This is a genomic window from Capnocytophaga gingivalis ATCC 33624 (genome assembly GCF_000174755.1).
Lineage (GTDB): Bacteria > Bacteroidota > Bacteroidia > Flavobacteriales > Flavobacteriaceae > Capnocytophaga > Capnocytophaga gingivalis.
Map to the genome: position 1 here is coordinate 1 of NZ_ACLQ01000031.1, position 23,188 is coordinate 23,188.

General features: G+C 42.4%; 16 protein-coding genes. 9 read left to right on the top strand and 7 right to left on the bottom strand.

Annotated elements, in window-relative coordinates; translation table 11 throughout:
- Positions 1 to 10 precede the first annotated feature (10 nt).
- The 5 genes from sov to CAPGI0001_RS10660 all read right to left on the bottom strand — a co-directional run bounded on the left by sov (position 11) and on the right by CAPGI0001_RS10660 (position 9,509).
- Positions 11 to 7,084, bottom strand: a complete 7,074-nt coding sequence (sov, locus tag CAPGI0001_RS10640; RefSeq protein WP_002670001.1) for a T9SS outer membrane translocon Sov/SprA — start codon at positions 7,082 to 7,084, stop codon at positions 11 to 13.
- 6 nt (positions 7,085 to 7,090) lie between these two features.
- A complete protein-coding gene (gene ruvA / locus CAPGI0001_RS10645; RefSeq protein ID WP_002670087.1) occupies positions 7,091 to 7,681 on the bottom strand; it encodes a Holliday junction branch migration protein RuvA in 591 nt (196 codons plus the stop codon).
- A 14-nt stretch (positions 7,682 to 7,695) separates the two neighbouring features.
- On the bottom strand, positions 7,696 to 8,049 hold the full coding sequence (locus CAPGI0001_RS10650) for a 4Fe-4S dicluster domain-containing protein (RefSeq protein ID WP_002670062.1): 354 nt from the start codon (positions 8,047 to 8,049) through the stop codon (positions 7,696 to 7,698).
- Positions 8,050 to 8,218: 169 nt separating this feature from the next.
- On the bottom strand, positions 8,219 to 8,692 hold the full coding sequence (ribH, locus tag CAPGI0001_RS10655; protein WP_002670030.1) for a 6,7-dimethyl-8-ribityllumazine synthase: 474 nt from the start codon (positions 8,690 to 8,692) through the stop codon (positions 8,219 to 8,221).
- Between the two features lies 1 nt (position 8,693).
- Positions 8,694 to 9,509, bottom strand: a complete 816-nt coding sequence (locus tag CAPGI0001_RS10660; protein WP_002670014.1) for a tetratricopeptide repeat protein — start codon at positions 9,507 to 9,509, stop codon at positions 8,694 to 8,696.
- Positions 9,510 to 9,622: 113 nt separating this feature from the next.
- Between CAPGI0001_RS10660 and recF the strand changes: the two genes are divergently transcribed.
- From recF to rpmF, 3 genes are all read left to right on the top strand, one after another.
- Positions 9,623 to 10,702, top strand: coding sequence for a DNA replication/repair protein RecF (gene recF / locus CAPGI0001_RS10665; protein WP_002670036.1), 1,080 nt, complete (start codon positions 9,623 to 9,625; stop codon positions 10,700 to 10,702).
- A 71-nt stretch (positions 10,703 to 10,773) separates the two neighbouring features.
- On the top strand, positions 10,774 to 11,313 hold the full coding sequence (locus CAPGI0001_RS10670) for a YceD family protein (protein ID WP_002670040.1): 540 nt from the start codon (positions 10,774 to 10,776) through the stop codon (positions 11,311 to 11,313).
- A 12-nt stretch (positions 11,314 to 11,325) separates the two neighbouring features.
- Complete coding sequence (rpmF, locus tag CAPGI0001_RS10675; protein WP_002670042.1) at positions 11,326 to 11,535, top strand: 50S ribosomal protein L32; 210 nt, start codon at positions 11,326 to 11,328, stop codon at positions 11,533 to 11,535.
- Between the two features lie 241 nt (positions 11,536 to 11,776).
- On the opposite strand, the gene CAPGI0001_RS10680 is transcribed toward rpmF, so the two are convergent.
- Positions 11,777 to 12,754, bottom strand: coding sequence for a pyruvate dehydrogenase complex E1 component subunit beta (locus CAPGI0001_RS10680; protein WP_002670086.1), 978 nt, complete (start codon positions 12,752 to 12,754; stop codon positions 11,777 to 11,779).
- Positions 12,755 to 12,853: 99 nt separating this feature from the next.
- A complete protein-coding gene (locus CAPGI0001_RS10685) occupies positions 12,854 to 13,981 on the bottom strand; it encodes a DegT/DnrJ/EryC1/StrS family aminotransferase (protein WP_002670021.1) in 1,128 nt (375 codons plus the stop codon).
- A gap of 208 nt (positions 13,982 to 14,189) precedes the next feature.
- On the opposite strand from CAPGI0001_RS10685, the gene CAPGI0001_RS10690 reads away from it, so the two are divergent.
- The 6 genes from CAPGI0001_RS10690 to CAPGI0001_RS10715 all read left to right on the top strand — a co-directional run bounded on the left by CAPGI0001_RS10690 (position 14,190) and on the right by CAPGI0001_RS10715 (position 23,060).
- On the top strand, positions 14,190 to 16,856 hold the full coding sequence (locus tag CAPGI0001_RS10690; RefSeq protein WP_002670006.1) for a TonB-dependent receptor: 2,667 nt from the start codon (positions 14,190 to 14,192) through the stop codon (positions 16,854 to 16,856).
- A gap of 79 nt (positions 16,857 to 16,935) precedes the next feature.
- A complete protein-coding gene (locus tag CAPGI0001_RS10695; protein WP_002670117.1) occupies positions 16,936 to 18,270 on the top strand; it encodes a DUF4876 domain-containing protein in 1,335 nt (444 codons plus the stop codon).
- Between the two features lie 99 nt (positions 18,271 to 18,369).
- Complete coding sequence (locus CAPGI0001_RS10700; protein WP_002670128.1) at positions 18,370 to 19,908, top strand: DUF6850 family outer membrane beta-barrel protein; 1,539 nt, start codon at positions 18,370 to 18,372, stop codon at positions 19,906 to 19,908.
- Between the two features lie 52 nt (positions 19,909 to 19,960).
- On the top strand, positions 19,961 to 21,097 hold the full coding sequence (locus CAPGI0001_RS10705; RefSeq protein WP_002670076.1) for a cytochrome-c peroxidase: 1,137 nt from the start codon (positions 19,961 to 19,963) through the stop codon (positions 21,095 to 21,097).
- Between the two features lie 181 nt (positions 21,098 to 21,278).
- Entirely contained in the window at positions 21,279 to 22,367 is a 1,089-nt protein-coding gene (locus CAPGI0001_RS10710) for a TolB family protein (RefSeq protein WP_002670082.1), read from the top strand.
- A gap of 384 nt (positions 22,368 to 22,751) precedes the next feature.
- Positions 22,752 to 23,060, top strand: coding sequence for a DUF4870 domain-containing protein (locus tag CAPGI0001_RS10715; protein WP_002670116.1), 309 nt, complete (start codon positions 22,752 to 22,754; stop codon positions 23,058 to 23,060).
- The last annotated feature ends 128 nt before the right edge of the window (positions 23,061 to 23,188 follow it).

Below are 23,188 nucleotides of genomic sequence, written 5' to 3' on the forward strand. Positions count from 1 at the left end.
TTATTGATTATTAATTAAATGTATATCGTATGGTAATTCCTGAACGAATGGTCGTCATCGGATAAGAGGTCGAAATAGCATATTTCGAGAAAGAATAATCGAAATAGAAGATTCCCGATAGGTTCTTGGAGAAAGCATAATCCGCTGTAAAGCGTGCCAGCCAGGAAGTCTGCCCATTGGTTACCTGATTATCGTCCAATTCCATATTGCGAATCACCGTATAGTCACTACGTAAGGCTATATCTGCCTTGAGGTTCAGGTCACTTTTGATAATCACATCACGCCCATTGAAGCGGGAAGCGAAGCTAATATCCTTAAAGCGGTAACCCAATCCTATACGATATTCACGGCGCATAAGTTCAGTGAGGTAGTTGTTGTCTAAGCTAATAGAGATAGTCCTATCACGGCGTATTTCTCCCATAATACTTAGCGAGTTCTGTAGCTCGGTATCTATACGTATCAGTGGAGAGAACTGCTCTACCAAGTTCACATTGGTGAAGAGTTTCTCGCTGCGGAAATTACCCCCTTGATCTAACTGATCTGGGTTCTGGTAATACTCCAAGTTGGTACGGAAATCACTTAGTGCATAGCTTGAACGATAGCCATGGGTGAGGGAGAAGCGGCGGAAATTGTGCTTGATAAACTCCAATCGCATCAGTCCCGAATAGCGTACTGTCCATGCAGGAATAGGAATACTGCGGAAAGCACCCAAAGAAACCCCCTCGGCACTACGCCCTGTATAAGCGGCATAGAAGGCAGGCATCAGTACCGCTTGACTATTCTTACCATACCCCTTAGGGAAACCATCAGCATCTATATTGTTCGGATTCGAAAGGTCAATACCTCGCTGTCTGGCCAATCGATTGGCTATGGTAAGCCTATTCTCCTTGAAAGTCTGGAAGGTCTTGGAACTATACTCATCCGATGGTGTAAAGGCCGTAAGAATCATATTGTCCGAAATCACAAAGTTACCTGTGGTATTGCCTATCAGCGGATTGTAATAACCATTGATAGCATTGAAGGTCTCTGTGAAGTTATCTATATACTCTCGATCGGCTTTCAGGTCTATCTGTAGGTCATAGGCAGGTTGCAATCCAGCGGTAATATTAAGGGTCTTATTGGTAGAGCGAACAAACTGATCATTGAAATCAGCAAAATTGGTCAGCCAACCATGACGCCCTGCCTCATAGCGAATATCATCCTGCCAGCCAAAGGCAAAAGGCAAGGAAGGTTTGGAGGTACCAAAGAAGCCTACTTGTGGTAGATACCCTGGTAGCATGGTACCATTGGTCTCGGTATAGCTTACCCCTACACGCTTGATCATAGTTGCAAAGCGCAAGAGATGATCCTTCAACGTTGTTTTCTGTCCTAATCCCTTGTTCTTCACTCCTAAAGTGGTATAGAAGCGATCGAAGGTCATATTGGCAGTGAAATTATGGGTATTGGCATTCTGCACTTTATTGATCTGATGTCCTGCTACTTCCATAAGAGCATCGGAACCTCGTTGCCAATCGAAATCTCCTGTATAGGAATACGATGCCTTGACAAAGGAGAGGTAAGGCAACTTATCCAAAGGCAATTCGTAGTTGAGCTTGAAGGCCGACATGAAGTGGTTTGGAGTTCCTGGATTCCAGAAGTCATTCCACAAGGTGAGCTCTTTGTTCGTTTGGCGCTGTCCATTCTCCCAAGTATAATAGTTGCGAACAATATTGCTATTGGTCACATCATAGCTTAGCTTGAGCGACTTGGTCAGTGAGTAGTTCAGACCATATTGCCAATCAAAAAGGTAGTTACGTTGTTGCAACTCTGGTAGGGGCACCTGATTGTTCGGATTCACTCCCAAAGGATACACCTCTCTAAACTGCTGACGGGCAAAAGTTCGTGTGATGGTAGGTCCTATATAGATATTGTTAGGCAATAGGTTGAAATTCACTTCCGATAACCATTTGAGATATTTATTGGTATTAACCTTCTGATTGGTTTTGAAAGGAGTCCATTTCACCTGTTCGAAGGCATGGGCATAGAGTACCCCTGTGCGCACATTCTGTTCCCTTTGGTTTTCTATCTCAAAATCATGGTGATCCATTTCATTATAAGCATAGTTCACCGTAAAGTTCTCTATACTATAGAATTTGGCTTTCTGCTCTTCCCCTAAATTCTTCTTGACTCCTATCAGGGAGATTCCTCTTCTTAGGGTATAGTCCTCTGCTTGGCGCTTGATAAGGTCTTTCTGCTCTTGAGTCTGTGCAGCATTGATGCGATCTTTGAGCTTAATATCCTCATACTGAGGGTCATATTCTGGCGTAGCTACTGAGGATGAACGGTTTAGCCCGATAGGCACTTGCATATTCCATTTTTTAGGGAAGAGCTTTCCTGCATTGATATTCATCATAGCATCAAGCTGTCTGAGTTCTTTGCGGCTACGTTCATTAGGTTTCTGTTCTACCGTACCAAAGCCTACAGTACTTATCTTACCTGTTACGGACATCTCCATGAAGTCAGCGGCATTGAGGTCTACGGCAGCTATCCCTGCCCAGCCTCCTTTGTTCTCAAGCTCTGCCATGCGCAATTCGTTGAACCACACTTCTCCACATACTTGATTGGAAGTAGCATTCTTGATCCCTACCATAATCACTTGTATATCAGCCAAAGACGGATTTCCCTTGATAGCATAGCGGTTCTGCCCAGCTACATGTGGGGTAGTACTTGGCGAAGAAATCAGGTTCAGTGCTGCATCATAATAGGTAAGGTTGGCCAAGTTGCCGCTATTGATTCCCTTTGCTTTGATCTGGGTGAGAGCATCCATAGGAATATCGAATCGGTTCTGAGTAGGCCATATAGCATCGGCTAAGTAAGCTCCTGCAGGGGTTACCTGTAGGGGTAGCTCTACCTGATAGAAGTTCTCTGAAAGATCTGACCCTAAGCGCACAAAGGCGACCATCTCTCCATCGGCAAGAGGTTGGTTCTTATAGCGCTCAGCATGAACAAACATCTTGATACGCTTGTACTGCCTTAGGTCGGCATTGAGGTTTTTATACACCCCGCGTGCATCTCCTGTATTAAGGTCACATACGGTATAGGAGAGGGATTGCTCATTTTGGCTAACTATTGTATTATTCTGATTGATCTGCTCTCTGTATACTCCTGGTGGCATACGATATGGGATAGGCTGGCGAGTTTCGTTCTCGATAAGGCTGACCGAACCAATCTCGGTGTGGGTACCTGTGCCAGGAGCTGAAAGATCATCCTTGAGAGACTTGGTATAGTGTCGCCAGTCACCTCGTACCAGATCCAAAGTACCAAAGCGCAAAACTACATCGGAAGAGAAGCCAGTAAGGTACATACGGATGTGAGTTACCGAGCGGAGGTCTCCCCCACCACCATATTCTCTTCGATTGGCATCCTTTACAGGTATCTTATACTGAATCCAACGGGCTAAAATAGGTTGTCCACTTGGGGTCTCAGCATATACCTCTCGGATATCGCTCACATAGCGATCGGTACGTTGTACATTGCCTCGGATAGGAACACGGTATTCGTAATAGCTATCCACAGTACTCATGGTATTGTCCTTATTAATATCCTCTACATCAGGGGTGAGTGAGGCTGCCTGACTATTCCCAGCTACAGGGGAATTCCCTTGGGTACCATTATAATTATAGTATCGACTGAGGATTCCTCCACTACGAGAGAGGTAATACTCATAGTTGTCCATAGCTGGGTCATTAGGGAACTCTGTTATATTATTGGCATAGATAGCTCTCTCCTGTGCATCAGTAAGACCATCTAAACCAATATCTTGCAAAGCTCTATTTTCTGTATTACTATCAAAAGCATAGAGGAGCGACTGTGCCACTGGAGTTTTCCCCCAAGTGGTTGCATAAGTGGGTGACTGTATAGAAAGTCCTGGTAATCCGTTTTCATATTGCTTCCTACCATCCTTGAGGATATCCTCAGAAATATTTCCTAAGTCAAAGACCAATTCGCCTGATATTGAAGGGGTAAATTCGCCCGAGGTATAAGGATCTAATACCCAGAATTGTATATATTCTATATTGTTTTCCTCAAAATTCGTTGCTGAAACCCCTCGCATAATACCTCCCCATTTGTCGGTAGCAGCTACAGAGGCCATGGCTGTAGGGTTGTTATTGTAAGGACCTTTAGCCGATGGATAATAAGCTAGGTCTAAGGTATTCTGTACCAAAAGATCTCCCTGTGCTAATTCTCGTTCTGGGAATATTTCTTTGACATAGATACGGCGGGTACTGTTTTTGGATATTTCAGTAGCACTGACATCACTAGGCTTATTATTGGTATAGAATACAGGATCTATAGTATACCAAGCCAATTTGGCACGACCATAGCCATTCTTTAAGTTCTCTGGATCATCAGGGGCAGTACCATAGAGGGTTTGGTTAGGGTAGGCTCCCTGACCAAAACGCAACGGAGTACTGGCCATTGACCAAGCTCTGAAGCCGCGTATATCTACGGTAGTTTGCGCTCCCTCGAAGTCGTCGAGATAAGCGGTAGATTCTCCATCGAAATCGGTACTCTTAGGAGCACTGGGGCGCAAGAAAGCTACCTCTCCTCTTACGGAGATATTCGAAGGCACATCGCTCTGCAAGGAAGGTACCTTGTTGAGCAAGCGGGTAAGGAAAGGCAACTCTGTGGAATAGGTTCCTCCAAATCCAAAAATGGTATTGTTCACTGGCTCTTGCCCATAATTAGCTTTCTGAGTATAAGGGCGCTCTCGCATATTGATAAGCGATCCACCTATGATGAACTTATCATTGAACTTATGCTCTATATTCACCCCCATAAAGCGGCGGCTTTGCCCACCAAATATTAAGTTATTCTCCACAGATACCTGTATTGGCATATTGGAGTTCTCTATCGTTGGGTCTATGATCTGTACGGTTCCTTGTTGGTAATTCACTACATAGTCTATCCCTTCCTGTAGGATACGCCCTCCTACAGTTACACGCACCGAACCGCGTGGTACATTGTAGGCTCCCAAGGAAATACCTCGGCTTCCTTTGGACTTGTAGCGCCCCTTGAGGGTGAATTTGTTCTTCTCAGCATCCTCCAAGGCTTTTGCCTTGATGTCTGTATAGAGCGAACGGAATACGTATTTCTTCTGGTTGGCATTCCATGCCGTTGAGGTAGATTGGTAGGCGGTAGGATCCTGATATCGATTCCCGCCTCCGAGCTTATCATAGAGATACTTCCCAAAAGGCTCTACCTTGGTAAAAATAATCTTCCCATATTCAGGGTCTATAGTGATTCCTTCGACAAAGTCAAAGAAACCATCTCCCCCATCCTGAGGGTCGTTATAGGCATTGAGTCGGTCAAAATTGAAGAGTTGAAGAAGGATCTTGCGGGTCAGTTCCCTATTCCAAGTGGTTTCATCTACAGGAGAAATATAGTTCACTGGCGAAGGGTCATTGTAGAAGATATTTAGGCGGAAGTTCTCGGGGTTGATCTGTGCGGTATTGAGAGAATATACGTTCTTCATCATCAGGTTCCAGATAGGGTCTCCCACTACCAAGCGGTTACTCTTGAGCATCTTGAGTACCAAACAGTTATTAGTGATTTTGTTTTGCCCTGCTATATAAGCATTGGTGGTTGCAGATATCCCATCATTGGCAAACTCTCCTACTTGGTATACATTTCCTTCGTAGGTATATTGGTAAGCCACTGCCAAGACTTCATCGTTATTAAGTCGCTGGCTCAGGGAGATATATCCTAATTGCTTATTCACCTTGAAGTCTCGTCCTTCTTCGAGTTTTTGGGCATTTTCCAATACGGCATAGTCAAATCCTTCATTGACCAAGGAAGACATAGAGCCGAACCCAGAACGAATAGTGGCGACATCTCGGATATTTTTTGTCAATACAGACTGGGGAGAATCCATACGAGTAGGATCGTACATATTGGCCTCATTGGTAGGTCGATCTCCTATGGATCCACGGAAGAAGCCCACAGGGGCATTGCCTGCTATACGGGTATTCTCCGCTTTGGCTTCTCCTAAGTCCTGTAGGGCTACTATATTACGAATGTTGGCAGTACGGTTGGAGCGATTGGTTGCCCACACTTCCACACGCACGATTTGCACTTTACTACGTATATAGGGATAGTTCTCAAGGGCGCGATCGTATTGGTCTCTGAAGAATTGAGAGAGGAAGTAGTTGCGGTTTTCGTCATAATCCAGGGCACGTATCTCAAAGTCTTGTAGAGTACCTCCCCCTTGAGCAGTGACGGTTTGGGACTGAGAGCGTTGTTCGGAGAAGACACCCGTTACTCGGGTACGACCGAACTGAAGTTCTGTCTTGACCCCAAAAAGGCTTTGGGCACCTGTAATCAAGGAGCTATTCAGTGGTAGGCTCACGTTCCCCAGCTCTACCTTACGCACAATATCGTCTTCATTGGGGGTGTATTCCAGCTTAAAAACATTCTGAAAATCAAAAGTCGCTTGGGTATCATACATAGCGCTCAGTGATAGGCGTGTCCCTATCTTCCCTTGTATCCCTAAGCTAATCCTCTGATCAAAGTCAAGCCCATAAGAACTTCTGTATTCAGGACTGATGGACGGGTTGTCATTCTTATTATAGCGTATCCCAAGGTCAAAAGCAACATTTCCCTGTGGGATGATATCTATATTGTTCCCACCAAAGATGGACTCAAAGAGCTCTGACTTTACATAGAACTCTGGAAGCAAATCTCGCTGTGTGTTGGCCGATTGGGGATTAGTAGCAGGCTGCATAGCTGCATTCTTCTCTCTGAAATACAAGCCCATACGCTCACGAAGCACCAAGTTCTCATACTCCTTGGGAGTGAGGAACATAGGGGTAGAGATATCATATGTCCCTACCTTTTCGGTATATACATACTTGTCCAAAGCGGCATTATACTTATACTTTCGAGAGATTCTGTCTGAATCTTTTAGCAACAAACGCCTCAGCGAGGTACTTGTCCTAACGGTATCCTTGACTTTTTCCTGGGGGGTATCCTGCTGTGCCCTAAGGGTAAGAGTAGGTGTGAGCAAAAAAAAGAAAAACAACTGTATGACTAATTTCCCGTTCATCTTTGTTTATAATTGTTTTAATGCTTGTTTGATAAGCTGTTCTACAGAGAATTCTTGTCCTGATTGGGTAAGGATTTTATTGACTACGGCTTCGGCCGCTTTCCTTGGATAGCCCAAAACTTCTAAAGCAGCCAGCGCTTCTTCTTTGTTTGATGGGCTTTGTGATGCCGCTACCAAAGAGGCATTATCGCCTGTGAGCTTAACCATCTTTTCCTTCAGATCCAATATGATTCGTTGCGCTGTCTTAGCACCTATCCCCTTGACTGACTGTATAGTACGTACGTCTGAATTGACGATCGCACTCTGAAGCTGTGCCGGAGATAGCGAGGAAAGCATCACTCGGGCAGTATTGGCCCCTACACCTGATACAGAGATAAGTAGCGAAAAAATCTCCCGCTCGAACTTATCAAAAAATCCAAAAAGCGTATGTGCATCTTCCTTTATTTGCAAGTAGGTATATATCTTCAACTGCTGTGTATCAGACAATTGTGAAAATGTATGCAATGAGATATTCACCCAATAGCCTACCCCATTACAGTCTATAACAAGGTAGGTGGGTGTCTTCTCTACTAAGCGTCCTTGTAGATGTGTTATCATAGGCTTGTGCTTTTTTATTCCCCATTGTGCATGAAATCATGCTTTTGCATAAGCTGCTCCTGGGTCTCCTTACAATTCTCATCTGGAATACAACAATCCACAGGGCACACAGCAGCACATTGTGGTTCCTCATGGAAACCTACACACTCAGTACATTTGTCGGGGACTATATAGTAATAGTCATCACTGATAGGCTTTTGTACCTCATCGGCATTGGCATGCTTTCCACTGGGCAAAATGATATTCCCACGGAGCTTGGTGCCATCACTATAGCGCCAATCATCGGCGCCTTCATAAATAGCATTGTTAGGACATTCAGGTTCGCAAGCCCCACAATTGATACAGTCGTCTGTTATTATAATTGCCATTTTTTTATTTTTTAGTAATAAAGTAATGTCAGAATTGGGGGATGTTTTATTGAGGGCAAAGATACAACATTTTCTTTGGCAAAAAGGAAAAACTATCTATTTTTAACAAAAAAACTGCTCACGTGTTTTTCACGTAGAGCAGTTTTGTGCTGTATATATAAGTTATCCCCTACAAATCAATCATTTGTATCGCTGTGATTGCTGCTTCTATTCCTTTGTTTCCATGCTTGCCTCCGCTCCTATCTATGGATTGTTGGAGAGTATTATCGGTAAGCACACAGAAGATTACAGGAATATCTTGGATGGCATTCAGGTGGGCTATTCCATAGGTAACTCCTTGGCAGACAAAGTCAAAGTGCTTAGTCTCTCCCTGTATTACACAACCTATGACGATTACGGCATCCACAGCCTCCTCTATCATACGCTTAGCGCCATTAACCAGCTCAAAAGCCCCTGGCACACTCCACTCTATGATATTCTCTGGGGAGAAACCACAATCCAAGAGGGTATCCACCGCTCCCTTACGCATATTATTGGTAATCTGCCCATTCCATTGAGAGGTGATAATCCCTACACTCTTACCCACAACCGATGGCAGAGAATCCTTATCGTAAGTAGATAGATTCTTGTTCTCTGTTGCCATATTATTGGTTCATAAGGGTTTTTACACGGCTGATTTGCATATCTACTGAAGTAGCTTCTTGAGATTTAGGATAGTCGTTTTTGATTTTCTCCAAGTACTCCAAAGCCTCTTTATAGTTCTTTTGCTCTTCTGCTACAAGAGCTGCTTTGTTCATATATATGGGAGCTGTAAGAGTGTTATCACTCTTATCAATAGCTTTTTTGTAATAATCCATCGCTTCTTTAGGTTGCTTAAGGGCTACAAAAGCATCTCCTATATTCCCTAAAGCCAAAGCACTTAGGATAGGATCCTCTGAAGAGAATTTGTCCAAGTGGGTTACCGCTTCCTTGTATTTGTTCAATTGTAGATAGGCCATTCCTGCTGAGTAATAGGCTACATTGGCTGCTTTGCTGGAAGAATAATCCTTAATCACTTGCAGAAATCCTCCATGACTCTTATCCCCATTGAGAGAAAGAGTAAATAGAGAATCGCGCTGTGCTGTTGTAGGAGCATTGAGAGCTTCATCAAATACAGTAAGGGCAAAAGATAGTTTTTCTGAGGCCTCAGTCTCACGTGGAGTGGATACAAATTGTTTATATAACATATATCCCAAACCTACCACTACGACAGCTACCACCGTCAAGAGAATAGAACGCTGATTTCTCTGCACCCATGCCTCAGTCTTTCCTGCTTTCTCATCCAATGTCTGAAACACTTCTGCAGTGGTACTCTCATGTGATAATTGCTCGCTGGTGAGCTCTTTGGTTGGCTCTTCTTGTTCTCTTTCTTTCTTTGTTTGTCGCCCAGGACGATAGTTATTCTTCTTGTAAACTGACATAAATTTTTTGCTTTAAAAAGATTTTGCAAAAATAAAATTTTTATTTGTAATAAAGGGTGTTTTTCTCAATATTTTTTTATAATTTGCGCGAGTTTTTTCAAGCCCCTTTTTAGATGTTCCTAAAACGACTTTACATATTGAATTTCAAGAATATAGAAAGCCGAGACTTTTCTTTTTCTCCCTCTCTCAATTGCCTAATTGGTGACAATGGAGTGGGAAAAACGAATTCTTTGGACGCTATTTACCACTTAGGAATGACCAAAAGCTACTTCTCTTCGTCTACTTTGATGAATATTCGCTTAGGGGAAGACTTCTATCTTATTGAGGGAAATTTCGAAAAAGAGGGACGGGAGGAGACGGTCGTTTGTAGTGTAAAAAAAGGTCAAAAAAAAATCCTCAAACGCAATGGCAAGCTTTATGAGAAACTCGCCGATCATATAGGCGCCTTTCCTATAGTGATTATCTCGCCCTCGGATCGTGACCTTATTCATGAAGGAAGTGAGGCACGTCGCAAATTCTTGGATGGACTCCTAAGCCAGCTATATCCGAGCTACCTCGACACATTACTTAGGTACAACAAAGTCTTAGCCCAGCGCAATACCCTACTCAAGTCCTTTCATGAGAGGCAATACCTTGATCCTGATACACTTGATATCTATGATGACCAGCTTTCACTATATGGGAACAAGATCTTTCAGGTGCGCTTGGCTTTTCTTGAGTCTTTCCTACCTATCTTCCAGGAACAGTATACACACCTCTCCCAAGGGAAAGAAGAGGTAAGCATCCGCTATGAGAGCCGCTTGCTTGGACAGGATTTCAAGAACCTTCTTAAGGAGAGTTTCCCTCAGGATAGTGCCGCTCAATACACCACTATAGGAATCCATAAGGATGACCTCCTCTTGGATATCAATGGACAATTGGTCAAGAAGTTCGCCAGCCAAGGCCAACAGAAATCATTCCTTATCGCACTGAAATTAGCTCAGTTCCATTGTTTGTATAAGCAGACAAATACCACTCCTATTCTTCTATTGGACGATATTTTCGACAAACTGGATTCCAAGCGTGTCGCACAGCTGATTTCCTTGGTTACTCGTCCACCCTTTGGACAGGTTTTCCTGAGTGATACCGACAAAGAACGTACGGAAAACATAGTAAAAGAAACAACCTCTAATTACCATCTTTTTTATTTGTAGAAATTTATCTACAAATATTTTTGTGTAATTAAAAAAATTCCTATATTTGCACCCTCAAACTGCATATTAGAATGAAAGATAAAAAACGCGATCTAAAAGCGTATGATATTCACTTTGCAGGATTAAAAGATGGCGAACATCTCTTTGAGTATCAAGTAGATAATCATTTTTTTGAGCTCTTTGATTATCAGGAGTTCAATAGTGTTAATCACTTAGTACAGGTGCACTTACAGAAGAAAAGTACACTCTTAGAGTTGGATTTTTCCGCTCAAGGCACTATCAATGTCAATTGTGATATCACTGATGAACCTTTTGATCTCCCCACTCAGGCTCAGTCTCACTTGGTTGTCAAGTTTGGGGAAGAATATAATGATGATAATGAAGAGCTGCTTATTCTCCCTCAGGGAGAACACACTCTCAATGTGGCTCAATATATCTATGAAATACTGGTACTATCAGTGCCTGCAAAGCGTGTGAATCCTAATACACAGAGTTTTGCACAAGCCATGGAAACTCTTGAGGCACTCAGTCCAAAAGAGCTTGACGAGGCTGAAGATGATTCCCAAATAGATCCTCGATGGAACGAATTAAGAAAATTGTTGAACAAATAAAAAAATAAGAAAATGGCACATCCCAAACGAAGACAATCCTCTACACGCAGAGACAAAAGAAGAACTCATGATAAAGCTGTAGTTCCTCAAATAGCTAAAGATGTAACTACAGGTGAGTTCCACCTATACCACCGCGCTCACTGGTTCGAAGGTAAGTTGTACTACCGTGGTCAAGTCCTTATCGACGAAACTCCTAAAGAAGCTCAAACCGAAACAAAATAAAACAAGAGGTTTTTTTATAAGAATGTTATAGGAACTCTTCCCCTTTTAGGGAAGGGTTTTTTTATGTAGATATACAAGGGCTATTTGTGGTATTTTTATAAAGATACCTTTTTTTGCATAAGCGAAGTATCTAAAGCAATGCTCCCTTACCAAGAGAATCGCTACAAATCTATAAAAATCAAAAGACTATCCTCTAAAGAGGATAGTCTTTCTTTATGAATTATAAAATAGACATTTCTGCTTATTTGTACATCACTTTCTTCACAGCTTTGATTACATCCTGTGCATTAGGCAACCATTCTTGTAACAAGGCTGGTGAATAAGGTGCTGGAGTATCAGCGGTAGTGATACGTTGGATAGGAGCATCCAAATAATCGAAGATATGTTCTTGTACTTGGTAAGTAATTTCTGAAGATACAGAGCCAAATGGCCATGCTTCTTCGAGAATCACCAAGCGGTTAGTCTTTTTCACAGAAGCGAAGATAGTTTCCCAGTCCATAGGGCGAACTGTACGAATATCTATGATTTCACATTCTATTCCTTCTTTAGCCAATTCCTCTGCTGCTATGAAGGCTTCTTTGATAATCTTACCAAAAGAAACAATAGTCACATCTTTTCCTTCTCGCTTGATATCGGCTACACCAAGTGGAATAGTGTATTCTTCTTCTGGCACTTCTCCCTTGTCGCCATACATTTGTTCTGACTCCATGAAGATCACAGGATCGTTATCACGGATAGCTGATTTGAGCAATCCCTTAGCATCATAAGGAGTAGAAGGCACCACTACTTTGAGCCCTGGACAGTTCGCAAACCAGTTTTCGAAAGCTTGTGAGTGGGTAGCTCCCAACTGTCCTGCAGAAGCGGTAGGACCACGAAATACGATAGGAATATTAATCTGTCCTCCAGACATTTGGCGCATCTTGGCTGCATTGGAAATAATCTGATCCATTGCGACCAAAGAGAAGTTAAAGGTCATAAACTCTATGATAGGACGGCATCCATTCATGGCTGACCCTACTCCGATTCCTGAAAACCCACTCTCTGCAATAGGGGTATCTATGATTCGCTTAGGACCAAATTCGTCCAACATCCCCTTGGAAGCCTTGTATGCTCCATTATATTCTGCTACTTCCTCTCCCATGAGATAAATAGAAGGATCACGACGCATTTCTTCACTCATTGCTTCGCAAACAGCTTCTCTGAATTGTATTGTTCTCATTGTATTTATTTTATATCAATCTTTTAATGACTAATGGTTTATGATCAACAGTTAGCTACTAAAACCTTAGAATCGTGCAAAGTTACGTATTTTTTTATTTTACACAAAATCTGTTATCAATTTTGTGATAAAATTTATTTGTTCTTTGTCCAATTCTGTGTGCATAGGCAAGGAGATAACTTCCTGTACCAGCTCATTGGTAGCAGGAAAATCCGCTTCACGATAGCGACTATCCTCATAGGCTTTCTGCTTGTGCAAAGGTATCGGGTAGTAGATACCAAAGGGTACTCCATGCTTTGTGAGGTGTTCGGCCAAGGCATCTCGCTTACCGCCTAATATGCGTATGGTATATTGGTGAAATACATGCGAGGTATCTCCCTGAGGAATCTCTGGGGTGATGATATTTGGATTGCCTTGCAACCCCTCGGTATAGAGACGAGCGGCTTCTCTTCTCTTTTGGTTATAGCTATCCAAGTGTGGTAATTTGGCACGAAGCACACAGGCTTGTAGAGAGTCCAAGCGAGAATTCACCCCTACTACATCGTGATGATAGCGTATGTACATCCCATGATTGACTATACCTCGTAGGATATGTGCCAACTGATCATCATTGGTAAAGATAGCTCCCCCATCTCCATAACAACCTAAGTTCTTGGAAGGGAAAAAGCTGGTAGCCCCTACATGTCCTATAGTCCCTACTTTCTGTTTGCGTCCATCACTCCAAGTGAAATCAGCCCCTATGGCTTGTGCATTGTCTTCTATGACATAGAGGTTGTACTCCTTGGCTATCTGCATGATAGCTTCCATATTGGCCGGACGACCATATAGGTGTACTGGTACGATCGCCTTGGTCTTAGGAGTAATAGCTTTGCGAATTGCTTCTATATTTATATTAAAGGTATCTTTATCCACATCTACCAGAACAGGGGTAAGTCCCAATAGGGCTATCACCTCCACTGTAGCCGCAAAAGTAAAATCAGCAGTGATTACTTCATCGCCTCTTTTTAGGCCTAAGCCCATCATGGCTATCTGGAGAGCATCCGTACCATTAGCACAAGGAATCACATGCTTCACCTGCAAATAAGTTTCCAATTCCTTCTGGAATGCTTGTACTTGAGGACCGTTGATAAAGGCAGCGGAATCCAATACTTCTGCAAAGGATGCTTGTATTTGTGCTTTCAAGGGTTCATATTGCCCTTGCAAGTCTACCATCTGAATTTTTTTCATGGTCTTTGTTTTTTATCGCCTGCAAAATTACGAAATAATGATTAATTTTTAATGATTAATGATTATTTTTTTTACTATAGGGTCGCATAACCTTCCGCCCTCTATCTTTCATAGGACAAGTGAGCTTTCCTCTATTATTTAAAGAAATGTTAAATATACAAATTAGACCAAATACAAATAATATCTTTGCAGCCTGAAATTTTTCTATATGAAGTGTTTTGCAATAGTTCTTTTTTTCTTCTTCTCTTGGAGTTACAGTCAGCAACAACTGCTCTCTGGAGTGGTACAAGATGAAAATAAAACACCATTATTAGGCGTGAGTATCATAGATAAAAATACCAAAAAATGGGCTATCACCAATGAAAAGGGACAGTTTTCCCTCCCTTTTTTAGAAGAATATGATCTTGATATTCAGCTTTTGGGCATGGAAAAGAAAGCACTCAAAGGAAAAGATACTTCTATAACCATCACTCTCAAGGAAGAGACGCTCTCCCTTAAGGAAGTTGTGGTTACTGCTGATAAGGTTAAGGACAAAACCAGCTCAGCCATTACCTTGGACAAATATGCGATCTCTCAGTTCCAATCGCTTTCCCTCTCCGATGTACTCCAACAGCTTCCAGGACAGGCGATCAAGAATATCGACCTGACAGCCCCTAAAAGTATTCAACTGCGTTCTGCACTTTCTTCGCTTAACAACGCTTTTGGGGTGGGCTTCATCATAGACGATATGTATATATCCAATGATGAAAATATGCAATCCTATGGCTATACTCGTATAGGTGGAAGTAATACTGCAGCTTTCTCTCATATGAATAGTTCTATTGACCTACGTACCATTCCCGCGGCTAATATAGAGAAGGTAGAAGTGATCAGTGGTATTGCCGATGCTAAGTATGGCAATGCTACCTCGGGGCTTATCATTATAGAGCGCAAAGCGGGAGTCTCTCCCTTGCAGCTCTCGGCTTCTATGGTAGGAGGTGGAAATACGATTAATGTACAAAAGGGTTTTAAGCTACCTCAAAAATGGGGAAGCCTGAGCCTTTCCTTGGATTACCTCAACTCCAATAGTGACCCTCGCAACGATCTAATGTCCTTCAACCGGCTCTCTGCCACAGGTATATGGAGTACTTTCAATGCTTCTCAAAAGCTAAAAAATACCCTAACACTCTCAACAAGCAGAAACTTAGATGGCAGTAAGCAGTATCAAGAATTGGACGAAGCTTTTCGCAATGGTTCTACCAAGAAGGAATATAGCTACTCACTAAGCAATCGTGTCTCTTGGCAGATAGATAACTCTTGGATAGATCTGCTGAGTGGTTCGGTAAGTATATCTTATACAAAAACAGATTCTTCCAAAGAATCCTATGTTAATGGTATTGGCAATGTTGTTCCTTTAGCAGATCGCACTTCCTTTCACCAAGGAGTCTATACCCCCGTCTCCTATATGTCGATCGAACGTACTATAGGTGAACCTCTCAACATCTCTGCATCTGTGAGTGCTTCCAAGACACTCTCACATGGTTATTTCCGCCACTCGCTCTCTGGGGGAACAGGATTCACTTATAGTGACAACATTGGTGAGGGAAAGGTCTTTGATTCGAACTCGGCCTCTATTATGACCTCTCTTATGCCCAACAGAAGTGGGGACAGTCAACAGGGAGTACGCCCACTGAATTTCAATAGATATGTAATTGCCAATAAGCTCTTTCACTTTTACTTACAGGACAATATCTCTTATACCTTCAATGACCGTCAGTCTCTACTGGCCAATATAGGGCTTCGCTATGAAAACCAAAATGGGTTTTCCTCTCTTAGCCCGCGTATCAATACCGCTTTTGTCCTCTCCCCTTCTGTGAAGTTTCGTGCAGGCGTGGGGCTCTCTACCAAAGCTCCTTCTCTGGTGAATCGCTTTCCTGGCAATGTCTTTTTTGACGTCTTGGTCAAGGACTTGCGTACACGCGACTATGCAGTGAACTATATACAGACACATGTAGTTGAGCGCCCCGAGGTGTCTCTCTTGCCTGCCAAAGCTTGGAAATATGAAGTAGGAGCGGACTTCAATCTTCCTTTCGTTCGTATGAACCTTACAGGCTTCCTCAATCATAATTTTGACAACTTTGAGAACACCCCTCACTTAGGACTTTATCCTATTCCTGAGCTGAGCTTTACTAACAATCCAAACCCCACACTCCCTCCTTCCTATACCATTACAGGATATAAGGATATTGTCTTAGAATACCAGACGACAGGGAACACCAAACGAAGCAAGGATATAGGGGTGGAACTGATGATGCACTTCAACAAAATTGAGGCGCTCAATACCCAATTTACACTCTCTGGTAGCTATGTATACTCTGAGTCCGATAGTACTTTGCCCAATCGTGAAGCCAATGCCAATGTAGCAGATACCGAGCATAAATATATCTTTTATCCCAGAGACATCAATCGTGCTGATAAGCTCAGCCTACGACTTACCACCTCTTACCACCTATCTTTCTTGGGACTGCTCGCCTCCCTAACTATTGAACAATTTACCTTTAGCAATGCTTTTGCCTCCATTAAGGATATTTATCCCTTGGGGTATCTCAATGATCGCTTGGAATATACAGAAATTCCTCCATCGGAACGTACTAATAATCAATATCAGGCACTACATAGAGTTACTAAAGAAAAAAATAGGGATAGTCGTACACCTATATATCACAATTTCCACCTGCGTCTGACCAAGGAGCTCCAGAATGGACTTTCACTCTCTTTTTATATCAACAATGTGGCCAATTACCGCCCTACCATTATCATTAATGGCAGTGAAAGACGTATGAATGAGGATATCTCTTTTGGAGCTACAGCTACTTTCAAATTTGGAAAATTATAATTCAGGAAGCAATAAGCAGTGGTATGTGATGAAGAATCAGCTGACCACTAACCCATAACACCTAAAACCTTTTAAAAAAATGAGAAAAATTATTTTTGCTTTATCTCTAACTGCCCTTCTGAGTGCTTGTCGCAAGGATGACGACAGCTTTGGCAGTGGAAATGACAATGGACAAGTGTCCCGCATCGCCTACACCATAGAGACTACTTATGGGGATAAGTTCAATAACCTCAAAGCCGCTGGATCTGTAGTGAAACTCACCGACACCTCTACCGGACAACAATACGAAGCCACTACCTCCGATGAAGGAAAGGCTATCCTACAGCTCCTCCCTGGTACTTATAACATAGAGGTATCCAAATCCCTTACTAAAGAACAGAACAACAGCCTTTTTGGTTTTGACAACGAGGCTAATTTCGCTGCTTCCAAGCAAGGAGTCATTATCTCCTCAACCGCTAATTCTCTCTATTTCAAGATGAGTGCGGCTCGTATGGGAGACTTGGTGATCAAGCAGATATATTATACTGGTTCTGATATAAAAAAAGCAGCCAACTATCATGATAATTTCTTTGAGGTGTACAACAACTCCTCCGATACGATCTACTTGGATGGTATCTATTTTGCCAAATTACAAGGAGCTCAAAAGTATATAGCCTCCAATGCTGGAAAAAAAGGATATACTGCCAACGGACAATATAACTGGGCAGAGGCACAAGGCTTGGAAGGATTGGGCGAAAAGGCCAATACCGATTATGTATATGCCAAAACAGTCATCGCTTTCCCTGGCACTGGCAAGGACTATCCTTTAGCTCCTGGCAAGTCTAAGATTGTAGCCAGTTCCGCTCGTAATCACAAAGAACCACTCCCTGGCAAGCCTGCAGTACAGAAACCTGAACTCACCATTGACCTAAGTCATGCCCATTTCGAGGTGTACTTAGATCCTTCTTTTGTAAAAGATGGAAAATCGTTAGACACTGATAACCCTGCTGTTACGAACATGGTCATACTTCACAAAAATGGAGGGAAGGACTTTCTCTTAGACACCCAAGGCAGAGAGGCTTATATCCTCTTTAGGGACACTAAGGAGAACTTTGAGGCTTATAAGCGTGTTCCTCTTCCAACCGTTACCAATGCTGATTCTAATAGTGCCAAATGTGTACAGATTCCTTTGGATAAAATCATCGATGGGGTCAATGCCCAGCACAATAATGCCAACAACTCTCTCCCTCATCGCCTCCCTGACAGCATAGATGCAGGAGAGCTCAAGGCTAAAAGTGCCTTCTCTTCTGAAGTATTTATTCGCAAAGTCAAAGAGGTTAAGAATGGTTTCACTCGCTATCAGGATACCAACAATTCTACCAATGATTTTCAGTTAAAAGACAATGTATTCGACCTTAGTGCCTTAAATGAATAACCTGTAGGGGCAAATTGCAATTCGCCCTTACATATTTTATATTGCAATTCACCCTTTCATATTTTCATATTGCAATTCGCCCTTTTACTTATTTTTACCATGAAAAGATTCCTTTTACCCTTGTGTATACTCTTTACACCTATTCTTTATGGACAAATAGCCCCGGATACGGATATGTTTGCCAAGATGTACACTATATACGAGCAGACTCCTATTTTTTTGACAGAAATACCTGTAAAAAATTTTACCCTCAGTAGTGTATACCTCAATCATCAAGAGGGAAATCTCCGCTTAGGACAACAACCCAAGGAACAAACTGACTTTGGCTTACAGTCCTATGGGTTTTACAAACATAAGGAAATACGTTTTTTAGGTCGGCTCAATATGCAGCGTATCTACCAAAGAAACAAGGCTTGGAATCTCTCCGAAACAGAGGTACAAGCTAATGGTCTCATGCCTGATCCTCACTACTTTGGGGTAAGCCGTCCAGCTCCTTGGGTAAACCAACAATACAATATTTTTGGAGGAGTATCCCTCCCTCTATACCAACAGGTATGGTCTCTCTCACTCTCTACCCATATCAACTATGAGGAGAAATTCCGAGAAACCTACGATCCTCGTCCTAAAACAAGCCATAACGAGCTCCATTTTGCTGCACAAACGGCCTTGCGTATTTTCCCCAAGCACAAAATAGCCCTCTCTGGAGAATATGGATTCAACAAAATGGTTGATAAAATGAAGTTTGCCGATGAAAATGGACAGAAACCACTGAACTTAACTAAGTACAACCGTTGGCAACTTGGCTATGGTAATTTTCAACTCTCTTCCTCCTCCAATAACAAACGTAAGAATGACTATTATGGCTTTGCTCTTGGCTATCATTATACAGGGCTACAGCACAAGTTCTTGGTGGAAGGAAGTTACCGAAATACCCTAACTCATACCTACCTCAATGCCAATGACAGTGAGTCTGATTTGGATATCATTGCCCGCCTATACGAAGATACTTTTATGGCTAAGGCTCATTATCTTAATCAGCTAAAAGAAGACCAAGTACTGAGTCTTTCCATAATTGCCTCCCAACGAGAAGCCTCGAACCGTCTTGTGATGCGGCAAGGACGTTCTTACCGCTCCTACCAAGAGGATATCACCTTCTCTGCCAATCTGCTAAAAAATATCGGTACTACCACTCGCGAACTCGCCTTTGAAGCTGTTTATCAAGGAGCTTATCAAAAAGATATCATTGCCAAAACCCTTACCGATCACAGTACTTTGGCTCTTTCTCTCCTATGGGCTAAGGAATATGAAGTGGACACTTTCTTGGTTCGTCCGACTGTAAAAGGTACTGTAATTTTCCCTTTGTATAACAAACTTATCAATCAAAATACAGATTATCACAAGCCCTATTCCGAAACGGACTATGCAGCCCGTACCCTACGCCTTTTCTATGAGGAAGTAGTCTACCCTGACCATGAATTTTTCCATACTACCCGCTATCAGTTTTCTTTAGGAACTGACCTGAAGAAGCGTCTTTCCAAGCAAACCTTACTGATCACAGGCATCCATTCGACCTATACGACCTCTTTCAAAGGAAAAGATCGCTATGGAGCGGCTATCTCTATTTCACTACTCAAGTAAAAATCGTATCTTTGCCTCCATAACTATACCCCTTAAATTCTATAACCCTAAAATGAAAAAAATACTTATCTTACCCCTTTGTATGGGAGTTTTCTTCTCTTTCACTCGGCTGAAAGACTCCTTATATGAACCAGAATATATCACCCAACTCCGAGAAGCCTATAGCAGTGGAGATACGAAAAACTGGGAAGTTCCTTTCTTGGACGAAAGTGTCAAGGCTTACTATGTGGAGATAGGATCCTTACCTAAACTCTCTTTCCCAGAAAACAACCCTTATTCCGATGCTAAAAAGGAGTTGGGCAAACTCCTTTTCTTCGACCCTCGCCTATCGAAATCCAAACAAATATCCTGTGCCAACTGCCATGACCCCGAATTGGCATGGGCGGATGGGCGCAGTGTCTCTTTCGGGCACAACCGCAAGAATGGGGTAAGGAACTCTCCTTCGGTGTTCAATATGGCGTATCATACTACCTTCTTCTGGGATGGAAGAGCAAGCACATTAGAATCTCAGGCTATGTTCCCACTTACCGATCCGGTGGAGATGGCCTCCCACGAGGCAGTAGCAGTAAAGCACATCAAGCGTATCAAGGGCTATCGTCCTTACTTCAAGGAAGCTTTTGGCGATGAGAAGATTACCCTTACACGTATCTTCGAGGCCATTGCCACCTACGAGCGTACCATTGTCAGCGGCAAAAGCAAGTTTGACCGCTTTATCTCTGGAGATAAAAATCTCTTCACTGATGAGGAGGTCTTGGGCTTACACCTATTCCGCACCAAGGCACGTTGTGTGAACTGTCACTTCTCTCCCCTATTCTCCGACCAGCAATTCCACAACTTAGGTCTTTCCTACTATGGGCGCAAGCATGAGGACTTAGGGCGCTTCAAGATCTCTAAGGACACTGCCGATGTAGGGCGCTTCAAGACAGCTTCCCTTCGAGAAGTAGCCCGTACCGCTCCCTACATGCACAACGGGCTTATCCCTTCCTTGGACGAGGTCATCCAGATGTATGATGCAGGCATGGCACACCCTAAACCACGCAAAGATCAGCAGAACGATCCCCTATTCCCTACCACAGATCCTCTATTACAAAAGCTCTCCCTTACCAAAGAGGAAAGAGCCGCTCTCAAGGCTTTTCTTCTAACACTCAACTCCCCTGCCAAGCGAGAAAAAATGCCTGAATTACCATGATTTAGTGATTTAGAGGTTTAGAATTTAAGGGTTATAGGGTTTTAGCTAAAATCCTATAACCCTAAATATTTCTATAAATCCTTTATCCTTACTCTACTAAACTATTGTTAATTATTGATTGATAACAACTTATATTTCATACTTTTGCCTCCTAAATATAACTATATTAAAAATAAAAAGTATGAAAAAGCTCATCTTTTCGGCTCTTGTAGCCACAGCAATATGCATTTCCTCTTGTTCCAAAGATGGAGATGGAGGAGGAAGTGGCAGCGGCCTCCCTGGTACACTCTATGTGGATTTCGCTACCGATGGCATTCAGTCCTATAACTTCTCCAATGGCAAGCTCAGCAAGGTAGTCAAAACCATGAATGGGCCAGGCATCACAGGTTGTGATATCACTTATGGTAGCAAGGAAATAGCACTGGCTATCAGTACTGATCGTTCGTTTGGCACTCAAGATACCCAAACTTTCTTATTGCGTCCTTGGGACGGTGGTCATGTATGGTTCGCCTATGATAAACTTCCAAAAACAGGCAACACTTTCTCGTTTAGCTTTACTTATGACCCTAAGGAGTTCTACAAAGAGTGTATCATTCGCCTCTCACCCAATAAGAAATTTATCGCCGTTGATTCCTATGAATGGGACGAGCGAGGGGTGCTCTTACTCAATACCGAGACAGGTAAGCTCATAGCCGACTTCACCAAGGGACTTACCCGTGACGATTTGGGCTATCAAAGCACACCTGTATGGACTGAAAACAACGAGATGTATAGTGCTATCAAGGGAGTACTTTATCGCTGGAAGGAGGGCTACGGAGACCGTGTAGAAGAAGTTCTTACACTCAACGAAGGCAAAGGTGCCAGCTATGTAACGGTAAATCCACAAGGTACTCGTGTGGCTTTTCGCTATAACAAACACCTTTGGGTACAGAATATAGACGGCAGTAACCTGCACCAAGTAACTACCTCCCAACTCACTGGCTCTAACAAAGCCGATGGTGAATATCACCCTGTATTCTCCCCCGATGGCAAGTATATTGCTCTTGTAGGAGCACCCACTGTAGGGCGTGCTTGGACAGACTATGATCCCTTGCAACCCAGCCAAGGAGGTGTTGTGGTAACAAGTGGTGGCTATGGCTATGTGTTTGTAATTCGTGATGACGGCAAACTCTATGACCTTGAAAACGACAAAAGTGGCTTCATTGTGCTCCGCCAAGGAGGAGGCATACATGGAGTACCCTCTTACTTCAGCGGGATGATGTGGAGATAATGGTCAATGATTAATGATTGATTCTATAAAAAACTGATTCTTTCGGCTCTTGTAGCCACAGCATTATTCGTTTCCTCTTGTTCCAAAAAGGGAGATGTAGGGGAGGTGATAAATATATGATGTTACTGACCCTCAAAACAAAAAAGAACTATTGCTTGCTGCGAAGAAGGTGATACTTTTGATTAGGTAAAAGAAGACAATCACTAATACAACGTTTCTAATAGACAAAAGCACCTATCCCGTTTTAGATTTAGCGAAGATAAACAAACGCTTTTCTTTGGTAATGAATACTACTTTAGTCTCACAAAAATAAATCTAAAAATTTCTTGTAACATTCAGGAAAATATTGTATTTTTGTGCGCAAAATTCTTAAATGATAAAAAAATGGATAAAAAAACTACAGCTCTCGTGTCATATATCACTCTTATTGGGTGGTTGATTGCGTTTTTTACAGGAAAAGATGACGCTGATGACTTTGTGAAATTTCATTTTCGCCAGTCTTTAGGGTTACACATTACCTCTTTTGTGTTCTGTATTGTACTAGGAATCATTATTTCCATTGTTCCTGCCTTAAGTTTCTTAGGACTTATTGGTCTTGTATTCTTTGTACTTATGGTCTTGGGAGCTATCAATGCCAACAAAGGAGAGAAAACTCCTCTTCCTATCATTGGACAATATTTCCTAGAAAAATAAAATCACAGTTCTCAGCGATCTGTAAAACAACAAACAGGTAATAGTGATTAGTAATTGATCTCTATTACCTGTTTGCTATTTATGTCGACACTCGCTAGCTTTACTCTCATACTCGCTCACGCGACTTT